This window comes from Rhodococcus sp. 06-221-2, from assembly GCF_002258365.1.
Taxonomy (GTDB): Bacteria; Actinomycetota; Actinomycetes; order Mycobacteriales; family Mycobacteriaceae; genus Rhodococcoides; species Rhodococcoides fascians.
This window is the reverse complement of record NZ_NOYJ01000025.1, coordinates 106,758-123,410: the sequence shown is the minus strand read 5'-3', so window position 1 is coordinate 123,410 and position 16,653 is coordinate 106,758. Positions and strand designations below refer to the sequence as shown.

Genomic DNA, 16,653 nt, shown 5'->3' with positions numbered 1-16,653 from the left:
TCTACTCCCCTGCCCTGTTCGCCACGACTCCGTCGCGGACGGTGATACGTCCACGGAAGACGGTCGTGGTCACCTTGGACGAGAAGCTCATGTCCTCGAACGGTGTGTTGTGTGCGACGCTGGCGAGCTTCTTGCCCGACACCGTCCAGTCGGCCTGCGGATCGACCAGCGTCAGGTTGGCGATTTCGCCCACCTCGATCGGACGGCCCTGATCGGCCAGGCCGACGATCTCGGCCGGGCGTTCGCTCATGACCCTCGCCACACCGCGCCAGTCCAGCAGACCCGGGTTCACCATCGTGTCGACGACGATCGACAGCGCGGTCTCCAGTCCGAGCATCCCGGGCCGCGCGATGGAGAACTCACAGCATTTGTCCTGCTCGGCATGCGGCGCGTGATCGGTTGCCACACAATCGATCACGCCGTCGGCCAGACCCCTGCGCAACGCGTCCACGTCGGACTTCTCGCGCAACGGCGGGTTCACCTTGTTGACGGCGTCGTACGTCTCCAGACGCGAGTCGTCGAGGAGCAGGTGATGGGGCGTTACCTCGGCGGTGATCGAAATTCCCTGCCCCCGAGCCCATTTCAGCAACTCGACGGTGCCGGCAGTGGAGGCATGGCAGATGTGCACCCGCGCATTCGCGTCCCGAGCGAGGAGGGCATCGCGCGCGACGATCGATTCCTCGGCGGCACGCGGCCAACCGGTGAGACCGAGCCGGGCGGCGTTGGGACCCTCGTGAGCGACCGAACCGACGGTCAATCGCGGCTCTTCCGCATGCTGGGCGATCAACACTCCGAGCGAACTCGAATACTCCAGTGCGCGACGCATGATCAGTGGGTCGTCGACGCAGTGGCCGTCGTCGGAGAACATCTTGACCCGACCGACCCCGGCAGCCATCGTGGCCATCTCGGCCAACTGCTTGCCTTCGAGCCCCACGGTGACGGCCCCGACGGGGTGCACGTCGACGAGCCCGACTTCCTGTCCGCGGCGCCACACATGGTCGGTCACGACGACCGAATCCGCGACCGGCGAGGTGTTGGCCATGGCGAACACGGCGGTGTACCCACCCAGAGCGGCTGCGGCGGAGCCGGATTCGATGGTCTCGGTGTCTTCCCGACCGGGCTCCCGCAGATGGGTGTGCATGTCGACGAAGCCGGGCAGCAGAACCTGGCCGCGCGCCTCGACCACGTCGGCACCGTCGGCGTCGACGTCAGGCCCGATCTCGACGATCTCCTCGCCAGTGATCAGGACGTTCGTTTCGGGGCCCTCGCCGTACAGCAGGACTCCACGCAGCAGTACCGACGGTGCCGGAGCGGTCATGATGCTCCCCCGTCCGAACCGACCAGCAATCGGAACAGTACTGCCATCCGCACGTGAACTCCATTCGTAACTTGTTGCAAGACTGCAGTTTTGGGCGAGTCGGCCACCGAGGACGCGATCTCCATACCGCGCAGCATCGGCCCCGGATGCAGCACCACGGCGTGCTCGGGCAGCAAGTCGAGTCGGCGCTGCGAGAGCCCGTACGTGATCGAGTACTCCCGCGCCGACGGAAAGAACCCGCCGTTCATCCGCTCGGCCTGCACCCGAAGCATCAACACCGCGTCCAACCCGGGTAGCTCGGCATCGATGTCGTGCGAGACCCGAACCGGCCAGCCCTCGACACCGACCGGCAGCAGAGTCGGCGGCGCTACCAGCACGACGTCGGCTCCGAGGGTGGACAGGAGAATCGCATTCGATCGCGCTACCCGGCTGTGCAGAACATCGCCGACGATCGCGATCCGGCGACCGGAGATATCGCCCAGGCGTTGCCGGACCGTCAGCGCGTCGAGTAACGCCTGTGTGGGGTGTTCGTGGGTACCGTCGCCCGCATTGATGACCGCCGGACCGGCACCGGTGGAACGACCATCGAGACCAGCGCCTTGGTCGGCGGTCCACCGAGCGATCTGGTGCGCGGCACCCGACGCAGGGTGGCGGACGATGAGTGCGTCGGCACCGGCCGCGCGCAGGGTCATCGCAGTGTCGCGGAGGGACTCCCCCTTGGATACCGACGAACTACTGGCACTGACGTTGATCACATCGGCGCTCATCCATTTGCCCGCGACCTCGAACGACACCCGAGTTCGGGTGGAGTTCTCGAAGAAGACGGTCATGATCGTCCGGCCGCGCAACGTCGGCAGCTTCTTGACCTCGCGACCGAGCAGTGCCTGCTCGAAACGCTCGGCCTCGTCGAGCAGTTCGGTGGCGGATTCCGCAGTGAGGTCGGCGACCGACAGCAGGTGTTTCATCGCGTCGATCCTCCCTCGGACAAGCTGACGCCATCCCGCCCGTCGTGCTCGGAGAGCAGTACCGAGACGTCCTCGGAGCGGGCCGTGGGCACGTTCTTGCCCACGTAATCCGCCCGGAGGGGAAGTTCGCGGTGGCCGCGATCGATCAGGACCGCGAGTTGGACGGCGCGAGGGCGTCCGAGATCGCGCAGCGCGTCGAGCGCCGAGCGGACGGTACGGCCGGAGAACAGCACGTCGTCGACCAGAACGACCAAAGCATCGTCGACTCCGCCGGTCGGCACCGAGGTGCGTTCGAGTGGACGGTGCGGTTTGTTGCGCAGATCGTCGCGGTACAGGGTGATGTCGAGCGAGCCGAGCGGGGGCCGCACGCCGGAGAACGCCTCGATACGTTCGGCGAGACGCTCGGCCAGGGTGGTACCGCGAGTGGGAATGCCCAGTAGCACGACACGCGGCGAGTCGGAAGCGTCGAGCGCGGTCTTCTCGATGATCTGGTGAGCCATGCGAGAGATGGTCCGACCTACATCGGCTGCGGACAGCAGCTCACGGACGGCAGAATCGGCGGATGAACTTTCGGGCGCAGGCAAACTACGACCTCCTTCTCCGCCTCTCTGGACGGATCGTTAAAGGATGTCTGGCACTAGAACTGCGTAAAGCCTAGCAACGCTCTGCGAACCGAACCCACCAGGCTCGCAGAGCGTTCGGTCACACTGCCGTGGACGGGTGTGTCACAGATCGGAGTCGACCGTCGCATCGTCCGGGCCTGCGGCCTGGGGACGCGACGACACAGCAGCCGCAGCGGCGCGAACCTGCGGTGCCACGAGCACGATCTGGCCGAGTACACCGTTGACGAAGCCCGGCGAATCGTCGGTGGACAGCTGCTTGGCCAGCTCGACGGCCTCGTCGACAGCAACGACCGGTGGGACGTCGGTGGCGTGGAAGAGCTCCCACACCGCGACCCGCAAGATCGCCCGATCGACTGCGGGCAGGCGACCGATCGTCCAGTCCTTGAGATGATCGGCGATCACGCCGTCCAGTCGGTCCAGGTTCTCTGCCACCCCCTCGACCAGCGTGGAGGTGTACTCACTGACCGGTGCGATCGTGTCGTCGCCGCGCGCGAGTTCGATCCGTTCGCTGGTCAGATTCACCGGGTCGACGTTGCGCGCTTCTGCCTCGAACAGGAAATCCACGGCACGCTTGCGGGCCTTGTGGCGCGCACCCAGCTTCTTCGCGCCGGGGACGCCGTTCTGCGAACCGGAGGATGTCGACTTCTTCGATGACACGTTAGGAGTTCACACGCCCGAGGTAGTTGCCGTCACGGGAATCGACCTTGAGCTTGTCGCCGGTGTTGATGAACAACGGCACCGAGATCTCGGCTCCGGTCTCGAGCGTGGCCGGCTTGGTGCCACCGGTCGAGCGGTCTCCCTGCAGGCCGGGGTCGGTGTGCTTGACCTCGAGCTCGACGGTGACGGGAAGCTCGACGTACAGCGGGACGCCCTCGTGCATCGCGACCTGGACGCGAAGGTTCTCGAGCAGGAATCGCGCGCCGTCGCCGACGGTCGCCTCACCGATGGAGAGCTGGTCGTAGGTGTCGGCATCCATGAACACGTAGTCGCTACCGTCGTGGTAGAGGTACGTCATGTCGCGTCGGTCGACCGTTGCGGTCTCGACCTTCACACCGGCGTTGAACGTCTTGTCGACGACCTTGCCCGACAGCACGTTCTTGAGCTTGGTTCGCACGAACGCAGGCCCCTTACCGGGCTTGACGTGCTGAAATTCGATGATCGACCACAGCTGGTTCTCCAGGTTGAGAACCAGTCCGTTCTTGAAATCGCTGGTGGAAGCCACTTGCTTCGCGTCTCCTCAATCGTTTGTGCGCGTGACGCGCCGTCGGTCACGTGCGGGATTCGCTCCCGCCCGCGCGCTAGACGGACGTGAGTTCCTTGCTTGTCAGGGTGAGCAGTTCCGGACCCTCGTCGCGAACGACGAGTGTGTCCTCGATCCGAACGCCGCCGCGGCCGGAGAAGTAGACACCCGGTTCGACGGTGACCGCTGCACCGCTCAGCAGTGTACCGGTGCTCGACTTCGCGATTCCCGGCGCTTCGTGAATTTCGAGGCCGACTCCGTGACCGAGCCCGTGCAGGAAGTACTCGCCGTACCCTGCCTCCTCGATGACCGACCGCGATGCGGCGTCGACCGAAGCGGTCTCGATACCGGGTGCCAGCGCCTCTCGGCCTGCGGCCTGCGACCGCTGCACCAGTTCGTATAGTTCGCGCTGCCACTGCGCCGGCGCACCGATGACGAAGGTCCGCGTCATGTCCGAGTGGTACCCGGCCACCAGCGCACCGAAGTCCAGCTTCACGAAGTCTCCCTCGGCCAGGACGGCGTCAGTCGGGCGGTGATGCGGCACCGCGGAGTTCACTCCGGAGGCGACGATGGTCTCGAACGAGACGGCGTCGGCACCGTGATCGAGCATCAGCGATTCGAGCTCGCGAGCCACCTCACGCTCGGTCCGGCCCGCGCGAATCCCGCCGCCGCTCAGAAGCTCGGCGAGCGCGTCGTCGGCGGCGCGGCACGCGTCTCGAAGCACACCCACCTCGTACTCGTCCTTGACCATGCGCAGCGATTCCACGACTCCCGGCGCGCGCACCAGTTCGAGGCCGCCGTCGAGCTCGGCCCACGCGCGATGGGCGTCGACCGTGACCACATGACTCTCGAAGCCGACACGGGTGCCGCGACCGGAAATACCGGCACCGAGCAGGTGCAGCGCCGACGCGCGGTCGATCTCTGCGCGCAGATCGGGAACCTGCTCGGCGACCTGGGTGACGTAGCGGCCGTCGGTGCAGATCACTGTTCGCTCGTCACCACCGGTCGACACGAGCAGCGCGGCATTCGAGCCGGTGAAGCCGGTCAGATAGCGCACATTGAGCAGGTCGGTGATCAGAATCGAGTCGAGGCCGTCCTGGATCAACAGCTCTCGCAAGGCACCGCGGCGGGCGCCGAAATCAGCAGACATGTTCCCGACATTACTGGTCGGCCGTCAACGGATCGGGAGCCTCGGCTGCGCCGCCCCCACGGCGAACCTGTGGGCCCCGACACACAATCGGCCACGTGCGGATATGCTGTGCCGCATGACTGGGTGGGCAGTGCGTGGCATAGGTATGGCTTTGATCAACGTCGTCGCTCGACTGCTGCTGGGGGCAGCGGTGTCGATGTGGCCTCTGAGCGGTTCGGCGCTGCGATGGGTGGCGTATGCCCTCGTCGTGCTCGTCATCGCCGTCTGGGCCGGCATCGACGGGATCCGCGACCGACGCAGGAACCCCGACCCGGACAAGGGCGAGGACCTGACGATGGTCTGGCTGAAGGCTGCTGTGGTCGGCGGCCTGCTTGCCGGATTGATCAGTTGGATCATCGATTTCTTCGTCGACTTCAGCCTGGGCCAGAACGGACTGATCTTCGAGCTGACCTCGGGTGCAGCGTTCACGATCCTGACGGTGTTCGTCGTCGCGAGCATCGCGATGTTCGTCGGCAGGCAGATCGTCAACCGCGAGGCGAAGAAGAAGTTGGCCACCTCCGACGCCGAGCGAGCACACGAGCGCCAGCTGGTGAACGCGGGCTCGGCCGAGCGGGCGGACCAGGCGGGCACACGGTCGCAGGCCGAACCGCAATGGGCACCCGAGCACGGCGAGGCCGACACCGAGGTGTTCTCGGCTGTCGACGCCGACGGCAAGCCCCGGATGGACAAGCGCGGCAACCGTCACGGGAGCGCCGACGGCTCCTGATCCACGCGGCACACGTCCAACGGGCGGTGGTCGATGCACCGATGCATCGACCACCGCCCGTTGTGTGTTCAAAGCGTGTCGCAGGCGTACAACACCTGGATCTACAACATGATGGCGGAACCACCGGCCGCCGGAGCCTCGCGCCCCACAGCCGAGAAAGCCGCGACGAGCAGAGCCGGGTCCGGGCCCTCGAGTCGACCGGGCTTGGCCAATCCGTCGAGGACGACGAATCGAAGCAGGCCTGCGCGGTTCTTCTTGTCCGTCTGCATTCCCTTGAGCAGATCCGCGAATGCGTGCTCGTCGTAGGTCACCGGCAGACCGACCGATTCGAGAATCGTCCGATGGCGGTCCGCGGTCGCGTCGTCGAGCCGGCCCGCCAGACGACCGAGCTCGGCGGCGAACACGAGCCCGACCGACACCGCGGCTCCGTGCCGCCAGCGATACTGCTCGCGTCGCTCGATGGCGTGGGCGAGGGTGTGCCCGTAGTTCAGGATCTCCCGTAGATTCGATTCCCGCAGATCGGCGGCCACGACCCTGGCCTTGACTTCCACGGACCGTCTGATGAGCTCCGGCAGTACGTCGCCGGTCGGATCGAGCGCCGCGGCGGGGTCTGATTCGATGATGTCCAGAATCGCCGGGTCGGCGATGAAGCCGGTCTTGATCACCTCGGCCAGGCCCGACACGATCTCGTTCTTCGGCACTGTCTCGAGTGTCGCGAGGTCGACCAGCACCGCGGCCGGTTCGTGGAACGAGCCGACCAGGTTCTTGCCGGCATCGGTGTTGATTCCGGTCTTTCCACCGACGGCGGCGTCGACCATGGCCAGCAGAGTCGTCGGAACGTGGACGATTCGAACGCCGCGCATCCACGTCGCCGCAACGAAACCGGCGAGATCGGTGGCCGCGCCGCCGCCGAGCGAGACGATGGCGTCACTTCTGGTCAGGCCGATGCGTCCCAGCACCTCCCAACAGAATCCGGCGACCGCGAGGTCCTTGCCGTCCTCGGCGTCCGGAATTTCGATGCGGTGTGCATCGATCCCCTTGTCCGCCAACGCTGCTCGCACTGCTTCGGCCGTCTCGGCCAGGGGTGGCTGATGGAAGATCGCGACCGTCGCGGTTCCGGCGAGCTCGTCGACGAGGTCCGTCAACAGGCCTCGGCCGATGATCACCGGGTAAGGGTTGGCACTCTCGACCTGGACGCGTACGGGCTCTGTCATCGAATCACCTTCATCTACTGGGGGTTTCGTCGTTCACTTCGCGAACGGGCACCGGTGCGAGAGCAGTGAGCTTGGCCACCAACTGATTCACGACTCGGGCCGGACTACGACTGTCCGTCCGCACTCGCACGGTGGCAACCGAGCGATAGAGCGGGCGGCGGTGACGCATCAATTCCTGGTACTTGGCGCGCGGGTCCGGGCCCGCGAGCAGTGGCCGAGACGTGTTGGCTCCCGTTCGCCGAAGCCCCTCCGACACACTGATTTCCAGATAGACCACAGTGTGCGCAGCAAGCAGCTTCCGGGTTGCAGCCGACAACACGGCTCCGCCGCCGAGGGAAAGAATGCCGTCGTGCGAGGCCAGGGCATCGGCGACTATCCGCTCTTCGATCTCGCGAAATGCAGGCTCACCGTCGTGCGAGAAGATATCCGCAATGGTTCGCCCGGTTTTTCGTTCGATGGCCACGTCGGTATCGAACAGATCCAGATTCAACGCCTGGGCCAGTCGCCGTCCGATGGTCGATTTCCCTGCACCCGGCGGTCCGACGAGGACCGCGTACGGGCTCATCGCGGAGGTCGGGCGGCGGTGCCCTTCACGTAGTGGTCGACGTTGCTCGTCGTCTCCGCCAGCGAATCCCCACCGAACTTCTCCAACGCTGCCTGCGCGAGCACGAGGGCAACCATCGTCTCTGCCACGACCCCGGCGGCCGGAACAGCGCATACGTCCGAGCGCTGGTGGATGGCGACCGCTTCGTCGCCGGTCGACATGTCCACCGTCGACAGGGCGCGGGGAACCGTGGAGATGGGCTTCATCGCGGCACGCACCCGCAGAGCCTCACCGTTGGTCATTCCGCCTTCGATCCCGCCCGCACGGTTCGTCGAGCGGAGAACTCCGTCTGGCCCCGGCTTGATCTCGTCGTGTGCGACACTGCCGCGTCGGCGCGCGGTCTCGAAACCGTCGCCCACCTCGACACCCTTGATCGCCTGGATGCCCATCAGCGCAGCCGCCAGTCTGGCGTCGAGCTTGCGTTCACCCGAGACGAACGAGCCGAGGCCGACCGGCAGTCCGTGCACGACGACCTCGACGATGCCGCCGAGGGTGTCGCCGTCTTTCTTGGCGGCTTCGATCTCGGCGATCATGGACTCCTCGGCGGCCTTGTCGAAGGCCCGCACCGGAGACTCGTCGATGGCATCGATGTCCGCGCCCGCGGGCGGCGGGCCGACGTAGGGATCCGAGGCACCGATGGAGATCACGTGCGAGACGACGTCGATGCCGAACGCCTGCTTCAGGAACAGCCGCGCGACCGTTCCGATCGCCACCCGCGCCGCGGTCTCACGCGCACTGGCACGCTCGAGCACCGGACGTGCGTCGTCGAAACCGTACTTGAGCATCCCGGAGAAGTCGGCATGCCCGGGTCGTGGTCGAGTCAGTGGAGAGTTGCGGGCCAGATCGGCGAGGACGGCCTCGTCGACGGGGTCGGCCGACATCACCTGTTCCCACTTCGGCCATTCGGTATTACCGACCTCGATCGCCACCGGCCCGCCCATGGTCCGGCCGTGACGAACGCCGCCCGTGAGGGTCACCTTGTCCGCTTCGAACTTCATGCGAGCACCGCGGCCGTAACCGAGGCGGCGGCGAGCGAGTTGGCGAGCAATGTCGTCCGAGGTCACCTCGACTCCCGCGACCATTCCTTCGAGGATGGCGACGAGAGCGGGTCCGTGGGATTCTCCGGCAGTTATCCAGCGCAGCACTCGAACATCTTTTCACGTCGTGGCCGCCGCAACTGCCAGCAGGGTGGCCGCGCACATCGACGGCCCGTGCGCGATGCGCGCACCGGGGTATCCGCAGACCGCCGCGATCGACCCCACCACGGCTGTGGCCACCGGCGCCGCCAACGCCGCGACGGTCCACCCGGCTGTACCGCCCAGGCAAGCGATCGAACCCACCGACCAGGCGAGCTTGACGTCACCCGCGCCGAACGCCCTCGGCGCACCGAGATGAACCACGAGGTAGATGCCGAACAGCAGCCCGCCGCCCAGCAGAGCCTGAGCCGAACCCGTCGCCACCAGCACTGCCGGAACCACGACCGCACCGGGAACGGTCAACACGTTCGGCAGCCGGCGACACCGCAGGTCGACGGCGATCAGCGCTGCGAACCACCACGTCAGTACGCACCAGGTGATCAGCCCCCACGACGCGGCATCCGGGCTCTCCCCGAACCGCCACCACGCCCACCCGGATCCGAGGACACACAGCGCCGGTAGAAGACGCGGCTCCCATCGACGCAACACGACGCGCAGCACCACACCGGCGACAGCACCGACCGTGACAGCAACACCCAGACTCCACATGGCTCGAAGCGTCGCACCGAGACGAACCGAGTTGCGCGCACAGTCCAGGTCACGAAAAGACCTGTGGACAACCGCCGCCCTGTGTACAGCCGATGTCTTGTGCACAGCCGATGACCCGACGGGCGCAGATCGAGGTTGCTCGCCGGTCGACCACAGACGCGGCTACAGAACGACGCCGAGCGCCTCTCGCATGGCCGATCTGGGTGCCGGCATACCGGTGAATTGCTCTACCTGCCCGTAGGCCTGGTTGAGCAGCATCGACAGTCCGCTGATGACCGTTCCGCCGGCGTCGTCGACCGCAGCGGCGAGTGCGGTCGGCCAGGGGTCGTAGATCGCATCGAGTACGACGGGTGCCCGGCCGAGAGCGGCCGCGAAGGGGGCAACTCCGGCTGCGGGCACGGTGCTGACCAGCACGGCCGACGCCGCTGCGACGTCGGCGAGCCCGGGATCGCTGAACTGTGCGAAGTCGGCGCGGAGCCCGGCGGCCACCGCGCACTCGAGAGTGGCCGTCGCACGATCGGCCGATCGAGCAACCACCGTGACCGACGCGGCACCCAGTGTTGCCAGTGCCACGATCGCGGGTCTCGACGTACCTCCTGCACCCACCACCGTCACGGCGGCACCGGTCAGATCGTCGATTCGAGCATCTCGCAGTGCGCCGACGACGCCGTCCACGTCCGTGCAGTCCGCCCGCCATCCCGACGTCGTCCGCAGCAGAGTGTTGGCCGACCCGGCCATGACGGCGCGTTCGGTACGTTCCGACGCGTACGTCAGAGCGGCGACTTTGCCGGGCATCGTCACCGACACGCCGACCCAATCCGGCCCGAAACCGTCGACCAGTCCGGGAAGTTGCTCGGCCGTGCACTCGATGCGGTCGTAGGTCCACTCGTCGAGGCCGAGGGCGCGGTAAGCCGCCCGATGGAGCACCGGTGACTTCGAGTGCTCGATCGGGCTGCCGAGTACGGCGGCACGCATGTCAGCGGCCGCTGTCGAGGAATCCGGCTTCCACCTTGCCGATGTTGGCCAGGTGCTCGTCGTAACTGCGGGTGAACAGCGTCTCCCCAGCCTGGTTGATGGTCACGAAGTACAGCCAGTCTCCGTCGGCCGGCATCTCGACGGCCTGTACCGCACCGATGCTCGGGGACGAGATCGGAGTGGCGGGCAGCCCTTCGCTGGCATAGGTGTTCCAGGGCGTCACCGTGGCGCGATCGGCGTCGGTGGTGGCCACCTCGGTGGTGTCGAGCGAGTAGTTCACCGTCGAGTCGAATTCGAGCTTCTGCGGCACCGCGAGACGGTTGAGGATCACCCGCGCCACTTTGCTGAAGTCCTGCGGCAGGGATTCACGCTCCACCAGCGAGGCCGCGACGAGTGTGTCGTACGGGGTCAGTCCGGAGTTGCTGCCCGCGGTGAGGATTCCGGTGTCCTCGTACCGGGTGGCGCTCTCGGACACCAATTGCTTCAGGATGTCCGCAGGAGCGGCGCTGGGATCGAAGTCCCACGTTCCGGCGGAGATCAGACCCTCGAGTTGCCGGTCTCGGTCCGGCACGCCCTCGACGCGGTCGGTTGCCCACTGCGGCACTCCCAGGGCTGCCGGATCGTCGACCGCTCCTGCTGCGTTCAGATCGTCGTAGCTGATGCACGTCGGACTGCCGCTGCCGGTCCGATCCACGCAGCTGGCCTCGGAGATCAAGGTGTAGATCCCCTTCTTGACCGAACCGGTGTTCACGTCTCTCGCGTCGTGCAGTTGACGCCCCTCCGAGATGACCATGTTTCCCACCCGCGAGGCAGGATCCACCAGCTCCTCGACCGCGCGGGAAGCCGGAACACCGCTGGTGAGCAGGTAGAAGCCCGGCTGGACCGACGTGATCGCATTGTTCTGCAGCGCAGCTTCGAGGAACGCTCCGGAACTCGCCACCACGCCCTTGTCCGCAGCCTCGGTACCAATTTGCTGGGCGGTGTCGTTGGGATGGACCTGAATCACGACTCCGTCACCGGACGAACCGGCCGCGAAGTCCTCGTTCGGTGTCGTTCGATTCCCGAACTTGTTCACTGCGAAGTACCCCCCTCCTGCCACGGCGACGACCAACAGCAGCCCGAGAACCAGGGCGACTACTCGGCCACGACGCTTCCGGCTGGACGCAGCGCGTTCCCTGCGACCGGCGGCGCGGCTCCGACCCACGGCCTGCGGCATCGCTCCGGCATCCGGGTCGACTACCGGGCCGCCGCCGGCTTCGCGGTCCGCACGACGGGTGCCCTGCGTATGCGGTTCACTGCGTTGCGGCGGCCGGGACCGATTCATACTCCGGTGGAACTCACTGCCCTCGTCCACGCGATACCCGATCGGATCGGTGTGGGCCTCGTCCGGAGCCACCCGCCGTCGACCCCGATCATCGGACCCATGGTTGCTCACTCGTCGACCTCCGTCGATCCTGAATTCGTCGTTGCTCGGTGCGCCGCGGCCCGTCGTTCGTCAAGCCAACCCTGCAGTATCGCTACCGCGGCGGCCTGGTCGATGACCGATCGCTGATCCTTCGCGCGCACACCACTCTCCCGTAAGGCACGCGACGCGCTCACCGTAGTCAGTCTCTCGTCGGCCATGCGAATCGGCACGCCGGCCAACCGCCTGTGCAGAGAACGGCCGAATCTCTCCGCCGCGTCGACTGCACTTCCACGTTCACCGCGCAACGTCCGAGGCAGTCCGATGACGACCTCGACGGCCTCGTACTCGGCGATAATTTCCGCCACCCGGACGACGTCCGGCGCATCGGGTCCCTTGACCTTGGACCGCGGCACCGTTTCGACGGGCGTCGCGAGGACGCCGTCGGGGTCGGACGACGCGATGCCGATGCGAACGCTCCCGACGTCGATGCCGATGCGTCTGCCGCGGCCCGGATCGTCGACGCCGGGTCGATCGGGGCCTCGCCCCTGAGTCGGCACGATCGTCAGTGGGTGGTGAGTTCGGTCAATCGCGCCCGAGCGGCGTCGATCCCTGCGGCGATGCCCGCGACATCCGAGCCCGATCCCTGGGCGAGTTCGGGCTTGCCACCACCTCGGCCACCGATGCTCGGGCCGAACGACGCGACCAGCTCGCCGGCCGCGATTCCGGTCTCCTGGGCGGCCTTGTTCACCGAGACCACGAACGGGACCTTGCCACCGACCGTGCCGAACAGCACGACCACGGCCGGATCCGTCCCGAGTCGGCCGCGGATGTCGGTGGCCAGCGTGCGCAGGTCGTTCCCGCCGACGCCGTCGGGTGCCTGCGCGACGACTGCTCGCACGTCACCGAACCGTTCGGCCTTACCGACGTACTCTCCCGCCGAGGCCAGTACGGCCGCGGCCTTGACCGACTCCAGTTCCTTCTCGGCGACCCGAAGACGCTCCACCAGGTTCTCGATGCGCGCCGGCACCTCCTCGGACGGGACCTTCAACGACGACGCGACGCCGGCCAAGAGCGCGCGTTCCTTCGCCAGGTAGCGGTACGAGTCGAGGCCGACGAAGGCTTCGACGCGGCGTACTCCCGAGCCGACCGAGGATTCGCCGAGGATGGTGACCGGACCGATCTGCGACGAGTGTTGGACGTGAGTGCCACCGCACAGTTCCATCGAGAACGGCCCGCCGATCTCGACCACGCGGACCTCGTCGCCGTAGTTCTCGCCGAACAGCGCCATGGCCCCCATCTTCTTGGCGCTGTCGAGGTCGGTGACGAGGGTGTTGACCTCGTAGTCCGAGCCGACCGCATCGTTGGCGACATTCTCGATGTCGTCGCGCTGCGCCTCGGACAACGATCCCTGCCAGGAGAAGTCGAAACGCAGGTACCCCGGCTTGTTCAGCGAGCCTGCCTGCGTCGCATTGGGTCCGAGCACCTGGCGCAGTGCAGCGTGGACCATGTGCGTGCCCGAGTGCCCTTGGGTCGCACCCTTGCGCCAGGCGTGGTCGACGTCGACGTGCACGGTGTCGCCCTCGGTGATCTGGCCGGCGTCGACCACGGACTTGTGGGTCCACACCTTCTTGGCGATCTTCTGCACATCGTTGACCTTGACGGTCAGGCCGGGTGCGGTGATGGTGCCGATGTCGGCGATCTGACCACCGGATTCCGCGTACAGCGGGCTGCGGTCGAGGATGATCTCCACGCTCTCGCCGGCGACCGCGGTCGGAACCCGAACGCCGTTGGAGATCAACGCGAGAACCGTTGCCTCGGAACCGAGTTCGTCGAACCCGGTGAACTCGGTCGGCGAACCGTCGACGAAATCCTTGTAGACGGTGAGGTCGGCGTGTGCATGCTTGCGCGCGCGGGCGTCCTCTTTGGCGCGAGTGCGTTGCTCGGCCATCAACGAGCGGAATCCGTCTTCGTCCACGGACAGTCCGGCCTCGGCGGCCATCTCGAGCGTCAGGTCGATCGGGAACCCGTAGGTGTCGTGCAGCGCGAAGGCTTCGGCGCCGCCGATCTTTTTCGCGCCCGACGCCTTGACGGCCTCCGCGGCACCCTCGAACAGCCGCGAGCCCGACGTCAGGGTCTTGAGGAAGGCGGTCTCCTCCCCCACTGCGACGGTGAGGATGCGATCGAAGTCCGTGACCAGGTTGGGGTACGACTCGGCCATGGTGTCGCGGACGACGGTGATGAACTGCGCCATCGTCTCGTCGGGTGCGCCGAGGAGACGCGCGGATCGGACGATGCGACGCAGCAGGCGCCGAAGCACGTAGCCGCGGCCGTCGTTGCCGGGATTGACTCCATCGGAGATCAGCAATGCAGCGGTGCGCGCGTGGTCGGCGATGACGCGGAAGCGGACGTCGTCGTCGTGGTTACTGCGGTAGGTCCGACCCGACAGCTCCTCGGCCTTGGCGATGACCGGACGCACGAGATCGGTCTCGTACACGTTGTCGACGCCTTGCAGCAGGAATGCGACGCGCTCGACGCCCATGCCGGTGTCGATGTTCTTCTTCGGCAGTGGGCCGAGGATCTCGAAATCGTCCTTGCTGATGCCTTGGCCGCGTTCGTTCTGCATGAAGACGAGGTTCCAGATTTCGATGTACCGGTCCTCGTCGGCTTCGGGGCCGCCTTCGGCACCGAACTCGGGGCCTCGGTCGTAGTAGATCTCCGAGCAGGGCCCACAGGGTCCGGGGATTCCCATGGACCAGTAGTTGTCGGCCATTCCACGACGCTGGATGCGTTCGTCGGGCAGACCGGCGATCTCCTTCCACAGCTCGATAGCCTCGTCGTCGTCGAGGTAGGCCGTGGCCCAGATCCGCTCGGGATCGAACCCGTAGCCGCCGTCTTCGACGCTGTCGGTCAGCAGGGTCCAGGCATGCTTGATCGCGTCGCGCTTGAAGTAATCGCCGAACGAGAAGTTTCCGGCCATCTGGAAGAACGTGTTGTGCCGAGTGGTGATACCGACGTTCTCGATGTCGAGGGTGCGCACGCACTTCTGGACGCTCGTCGCCGTCTTGTACGGCGGCGTCTGCTGCCCGAGGAAGAACGGCACGAAGGGAACCATGCCCGCGTTGACGAACAGCAGGTTGGGATCGTCGAGGATCAACGACGCACTGGGTACTTCGGTGTGTCCCGCCTTCACGAAATGGTCGAGGAAACGCCTGCGGATCTCATGGGTCTGCACTGATACAGGTTAGCGTCGTCAGACCCTGTGTCGATCCGAGGGCCTATCGGCCTCGGATGATGCGCCGCAGTTTCCCCACCCTGGTCGCGATTTCGCGCTCGGCACCGTGTTCGGTGGGTTCGTAGTAGTTCACGCCGACCAGTTCGTCGGGCGGATACTGCTGCCCCAGCACGCCACCCGGACTGCTGTGCGGGTATTTGTATCCGACGGCGTTACCCAACCCCTGGGCACCCTTGTAGTGGCCGTCGCGTAGATGCGGCGGCACCGATCCGGACTTGCCTGCGGCGACGTCGGCCATGGCCGCTCCGAGTGCGCCGATCACGGCACCGGACTTGGGCGCTGTCGCCAGGTGAATGGTTGCCTGCGCCAGCGCCAGTCGCGCCTCCGGCATCCCGATCATCTGCACGGCACTCGCCGCGGCGGTGGCCGTCTGCAGTGCGGTGGGATCGGCCATCCCGATGTCCTCGCTCGCATGGACGACGAGCCGCCGCGCGATGAAACGGGCGTCCTCCCCCGCGGTGATCATGCGTGCGAGGTAATGAAGTGCGGCATCGACGTCGGATCCCCTGATCGACTTGATGAACGCGCTGATGACGTCGTAGTGCTGGTCGCCGTCACGGTCGTAGCGCACCGCGGCCTTGTCGACACTGGCCTCGACCGTCGCGAGGTCCAGCGTTCCGTCGGTTGCGGCACCCGCTGCCGCCTCGAGGGCCGTCAACGCTCGGCGGGCGTCACCGGCCGCGAGCCGCACCAGGTGATCCATTGCGTCCTCGGCGATGGTCACCGCACCGTCCAGGCCTCGGGGATCGTTTGCCGCACGGGTCAGCAACAGTTCGATGTCCTCGGAGCCGAGCGGCTGCAATTGCAGCACCAGCGATCTCGACAGCAGTGGTGACACCACCGAGAAGGACGGATTCTCCGTCGTGGCGGCCACGAGCAACACGATTCGGTTCTCGACGGCGGCGAGCAGTGCGTCCTGCTGCGTCTTGGAGAAACGGTGAACCTCGTCGATGAACAACACGGTCTGCTCACCGGACAACAGCCGGCGGCGCGCGAGTTCGATGACGTTGCGCACTTCCTTGACCCCGGCCGAGAGGGCGGACAACGCCTCGAACTTGCGACCGGTCGCCCCCGAGATCAACGACGCCAGCGTGGTTTTTCCTGTTCCGGGCGGGCCGTACAGCATCACCGAGGACGCTCCGGATCCCTCGACGAGACGACGCAACGGTGCGCCGGGTGCCAGCAGATGAGACTGTCCGACGACCTCGTCGAGCGTCGTCGGTCGCATGCGCACAGCGAGCGGTGCGTCGGGGCGCGTGTACGTGGAAGTCGGACGCGGCTGGTCGATCATCGGATCCGGTGCCGCGGGCGGATCGAACAATCCGTCGCCGTCCGACTCGTCGTCCGAGATGTCAC

General features: G+C 66.5%; 16 protein-coding genes. 1 reads left to right on the top strand and 15 read right to left on the bottom strand.

The window, feature by feature from the left end:
- Window position 1: 1 nt before the first annotated feature.
- The 6 genes from CH281_RS13210 to CH281_RS13185 form a co-directional block, all read right to left on the bottom strand.
- Window positions 2–1,318, bottom strand: a complete 1,317-nt coding sequence (locus CH281_RS13210) for a dihydroorotase (RefSeq protein ID WP_032400778.1) — start codon at window positions 1,316–1,318, stop codon at window positions 2–4.
- On the bottom strand, window positions 1,315–2,283 hold the full coding sequence (locus CH281_RS13205) for an aspartate carbamoyltransferase catalytic subunit (protein ID WP_032408284.1): 969 nt from the start codon (window positions 2,281–2,283) through the stop codon (window positions 1,315–1,317). Before CH281_RS13205 ends, CH281_RS13210 begins: the two co-directional genes overlap by 4 nt.
- Window positions 2,280–2,867, bottom strand: coding sequence for a bifunctional pyr operon transcriptional regulator/uracil phosphoribosyltransferase PyrR (gene pyrR, locus CH281_RS13200; protein WP_094694469.1), 588 nt, complete (start codon window positions 2,865–2,867; stop codon window positions 2,280–2,282). The genes CH281_RS13205 and pyrR overlap by 4 nt, the downstream gene beginning before the upstream one ends.
- Window positions 2,868–3,008: 141 nt before the next feature.
- Window positions 3,009–3,563: a transcription antitermination factor NusB gene (gene nusB, locus CH281_RS13195; protein WP_032365740.1), complete on the bottom strand. Its 555-nt coding sequence runs from the start codon at window positions 3,561–3,563 to the stop codon at window positions 3,009–3,011.
- Between the two features lies 1 nt (window position 3,564).
- Window positions 3,565–4,128, bottom strand: a complete 564-nt coding sequence (efp, locus tag CH281_RS13190; RefSeq protein ID WP_027496978.1) for an elongation factor P — start codon at window positions 4,126–4,128, stop codon at window positions 3,565–3,567.
- A gap of 76 nt (window positions 4,129–4,204) precedes the next feature.
- Window positions 4,205–5,296, bottom strand: a complete 1,092-nt coding sequence (locus CH281_RS13185) for a M24 family metallopeptidase (RefSeq protein WP_094694467.1) — start codon at window positions 5,294–5,296, stop codon at window positions 4,205–4,207.
- Window positions 5,297–5,411: 115 nt separating this feature from the next.
- Between CH281_RS13185 and CH281_RS13180 the strand changes: the two genes are divergently transcribed.
- A complete protein-coding gene (locus CH281_RS13180; RefSeq protein WP_027496976.1) occupies window positions 5,412–6,062 on the top strand; it encodes a B-4DMT family transporter in 651 nt (216 codons plus the stop codon).
- Between the two features lie 101 nt (window positions 6,063–6,163).
- On the opposite strand, the gene aroB is transcribed toward CH281_RS13180, so the two are convergent.
- From aroB to CH281_RS13135, 9 genes are all read right to left on the bottom strand, one after another.
- Window positions 6,164–7,276: a 3-dehydroquinate synthase gene (gene aroB / locus CH281_RS13175; RefSeq protein WP_032387325.1), complete on the bottom strand. Its 1,113-nt coding sequence runs from the start codon at window positions 7,274–7,276 to the stop codon at window positions 6,164–6,166.
- Between the two features lie 10 nt (window positions 7,277–7,286).
- Window positions 7,287–7,841 (bottom strand): shikimate kinase, encoded by a 555-nt coding sequence (locus CH281_RS13170; protein WP_027496974.1) that lies wholly within the window; start codon window positions 7,839–7,841, stop codon window positions 7,287–7,289.
- A complete protein-coding gene (gene aroC / locus CH281_RS13165) occupies window positions 7,838–9,025 on the bottom strand; it encodes a chorismate synthase (protein ID WP_027496973.1) in 1,188 nt (395 codons plus the stop codon). The genes CH281_RS13170 and aroC overlap by 4 nt, the downstream gene beginning before the upstream one ends.
- Window positions 9,026–9,037: 12 nt before the next feature.
- Entirely contained in the window at window positions 9,038–9,625 is a 588-nt protein-coding gene (locus tag CH281_RS13160) for a prepilin peptidase (protein ID WP_080729239.1), read from the bottom strand.
- Window positions 9,626–9,787: 162 nt separating this feature from the next.
- Complete coding sequence (locus CH281_RS13155; protein WP_094694465.1) at window positions 9,788–10,600, bottom strand: shikimate dehydrogenase; 813 nt, start codon at window positions 10,598–10,600, stop codon at window positions 9,788–9,790.
- Window position 10,601: 1 nt separating this feature from the next.
- Window positions 10,602–12,035, bottom strand: a complete 1,434-nt coding sequence (locus tag CH281_RS13150; protein ID WP_027496970.1) for an endolytic transglycosylase MltG — start codon at window positions 12,033–12,035, stop codon at window positions 10,602–10,604.
- Window positions 12,032–12,565 (bottom strand): Holliday junction resolvase RuvX, encoded by a 534-nt coding sequence (gene ruvX / locus CH281_RS13145; protein WP_032391452.1) that lies wholly within the window; start codon window positions 12,563–12,565, stop codon window positions 12,032–12,034. The genes CH281_RS13150 and ruvX overlap by 4 nt, the downstream gene beginning before the upstream one ends.
- Before the next feature lie 2 nt (window positions 12,566–12,567).
- Window positions 12,568–15,237, bottom strand: a complete 2,670-nt coding sequence (gene alaS / locus CH281_RS13140) for an alanine--tRNA ligase (RefSeq protein WP_094694463.1) — start codon at window positions 15,235–15,237, stop codon at window positions 12,568–12,570.
- A gap of 43 nt (window positions 15,238–15,280) precedes the next feature.
- Complete coding sequence (locus CH281_RS13135; RefSeq protein ID WP_240934053.1) at window positions 15,281–16,588, bottom strand: replication-associated recombination protein A; 1,308 nt, start codon at window positions 16,586–16,588, stop codon at window positions 15,281–15,283.
- Window positions 16,589–16,653: the final 65 nt, after the last annotated feature.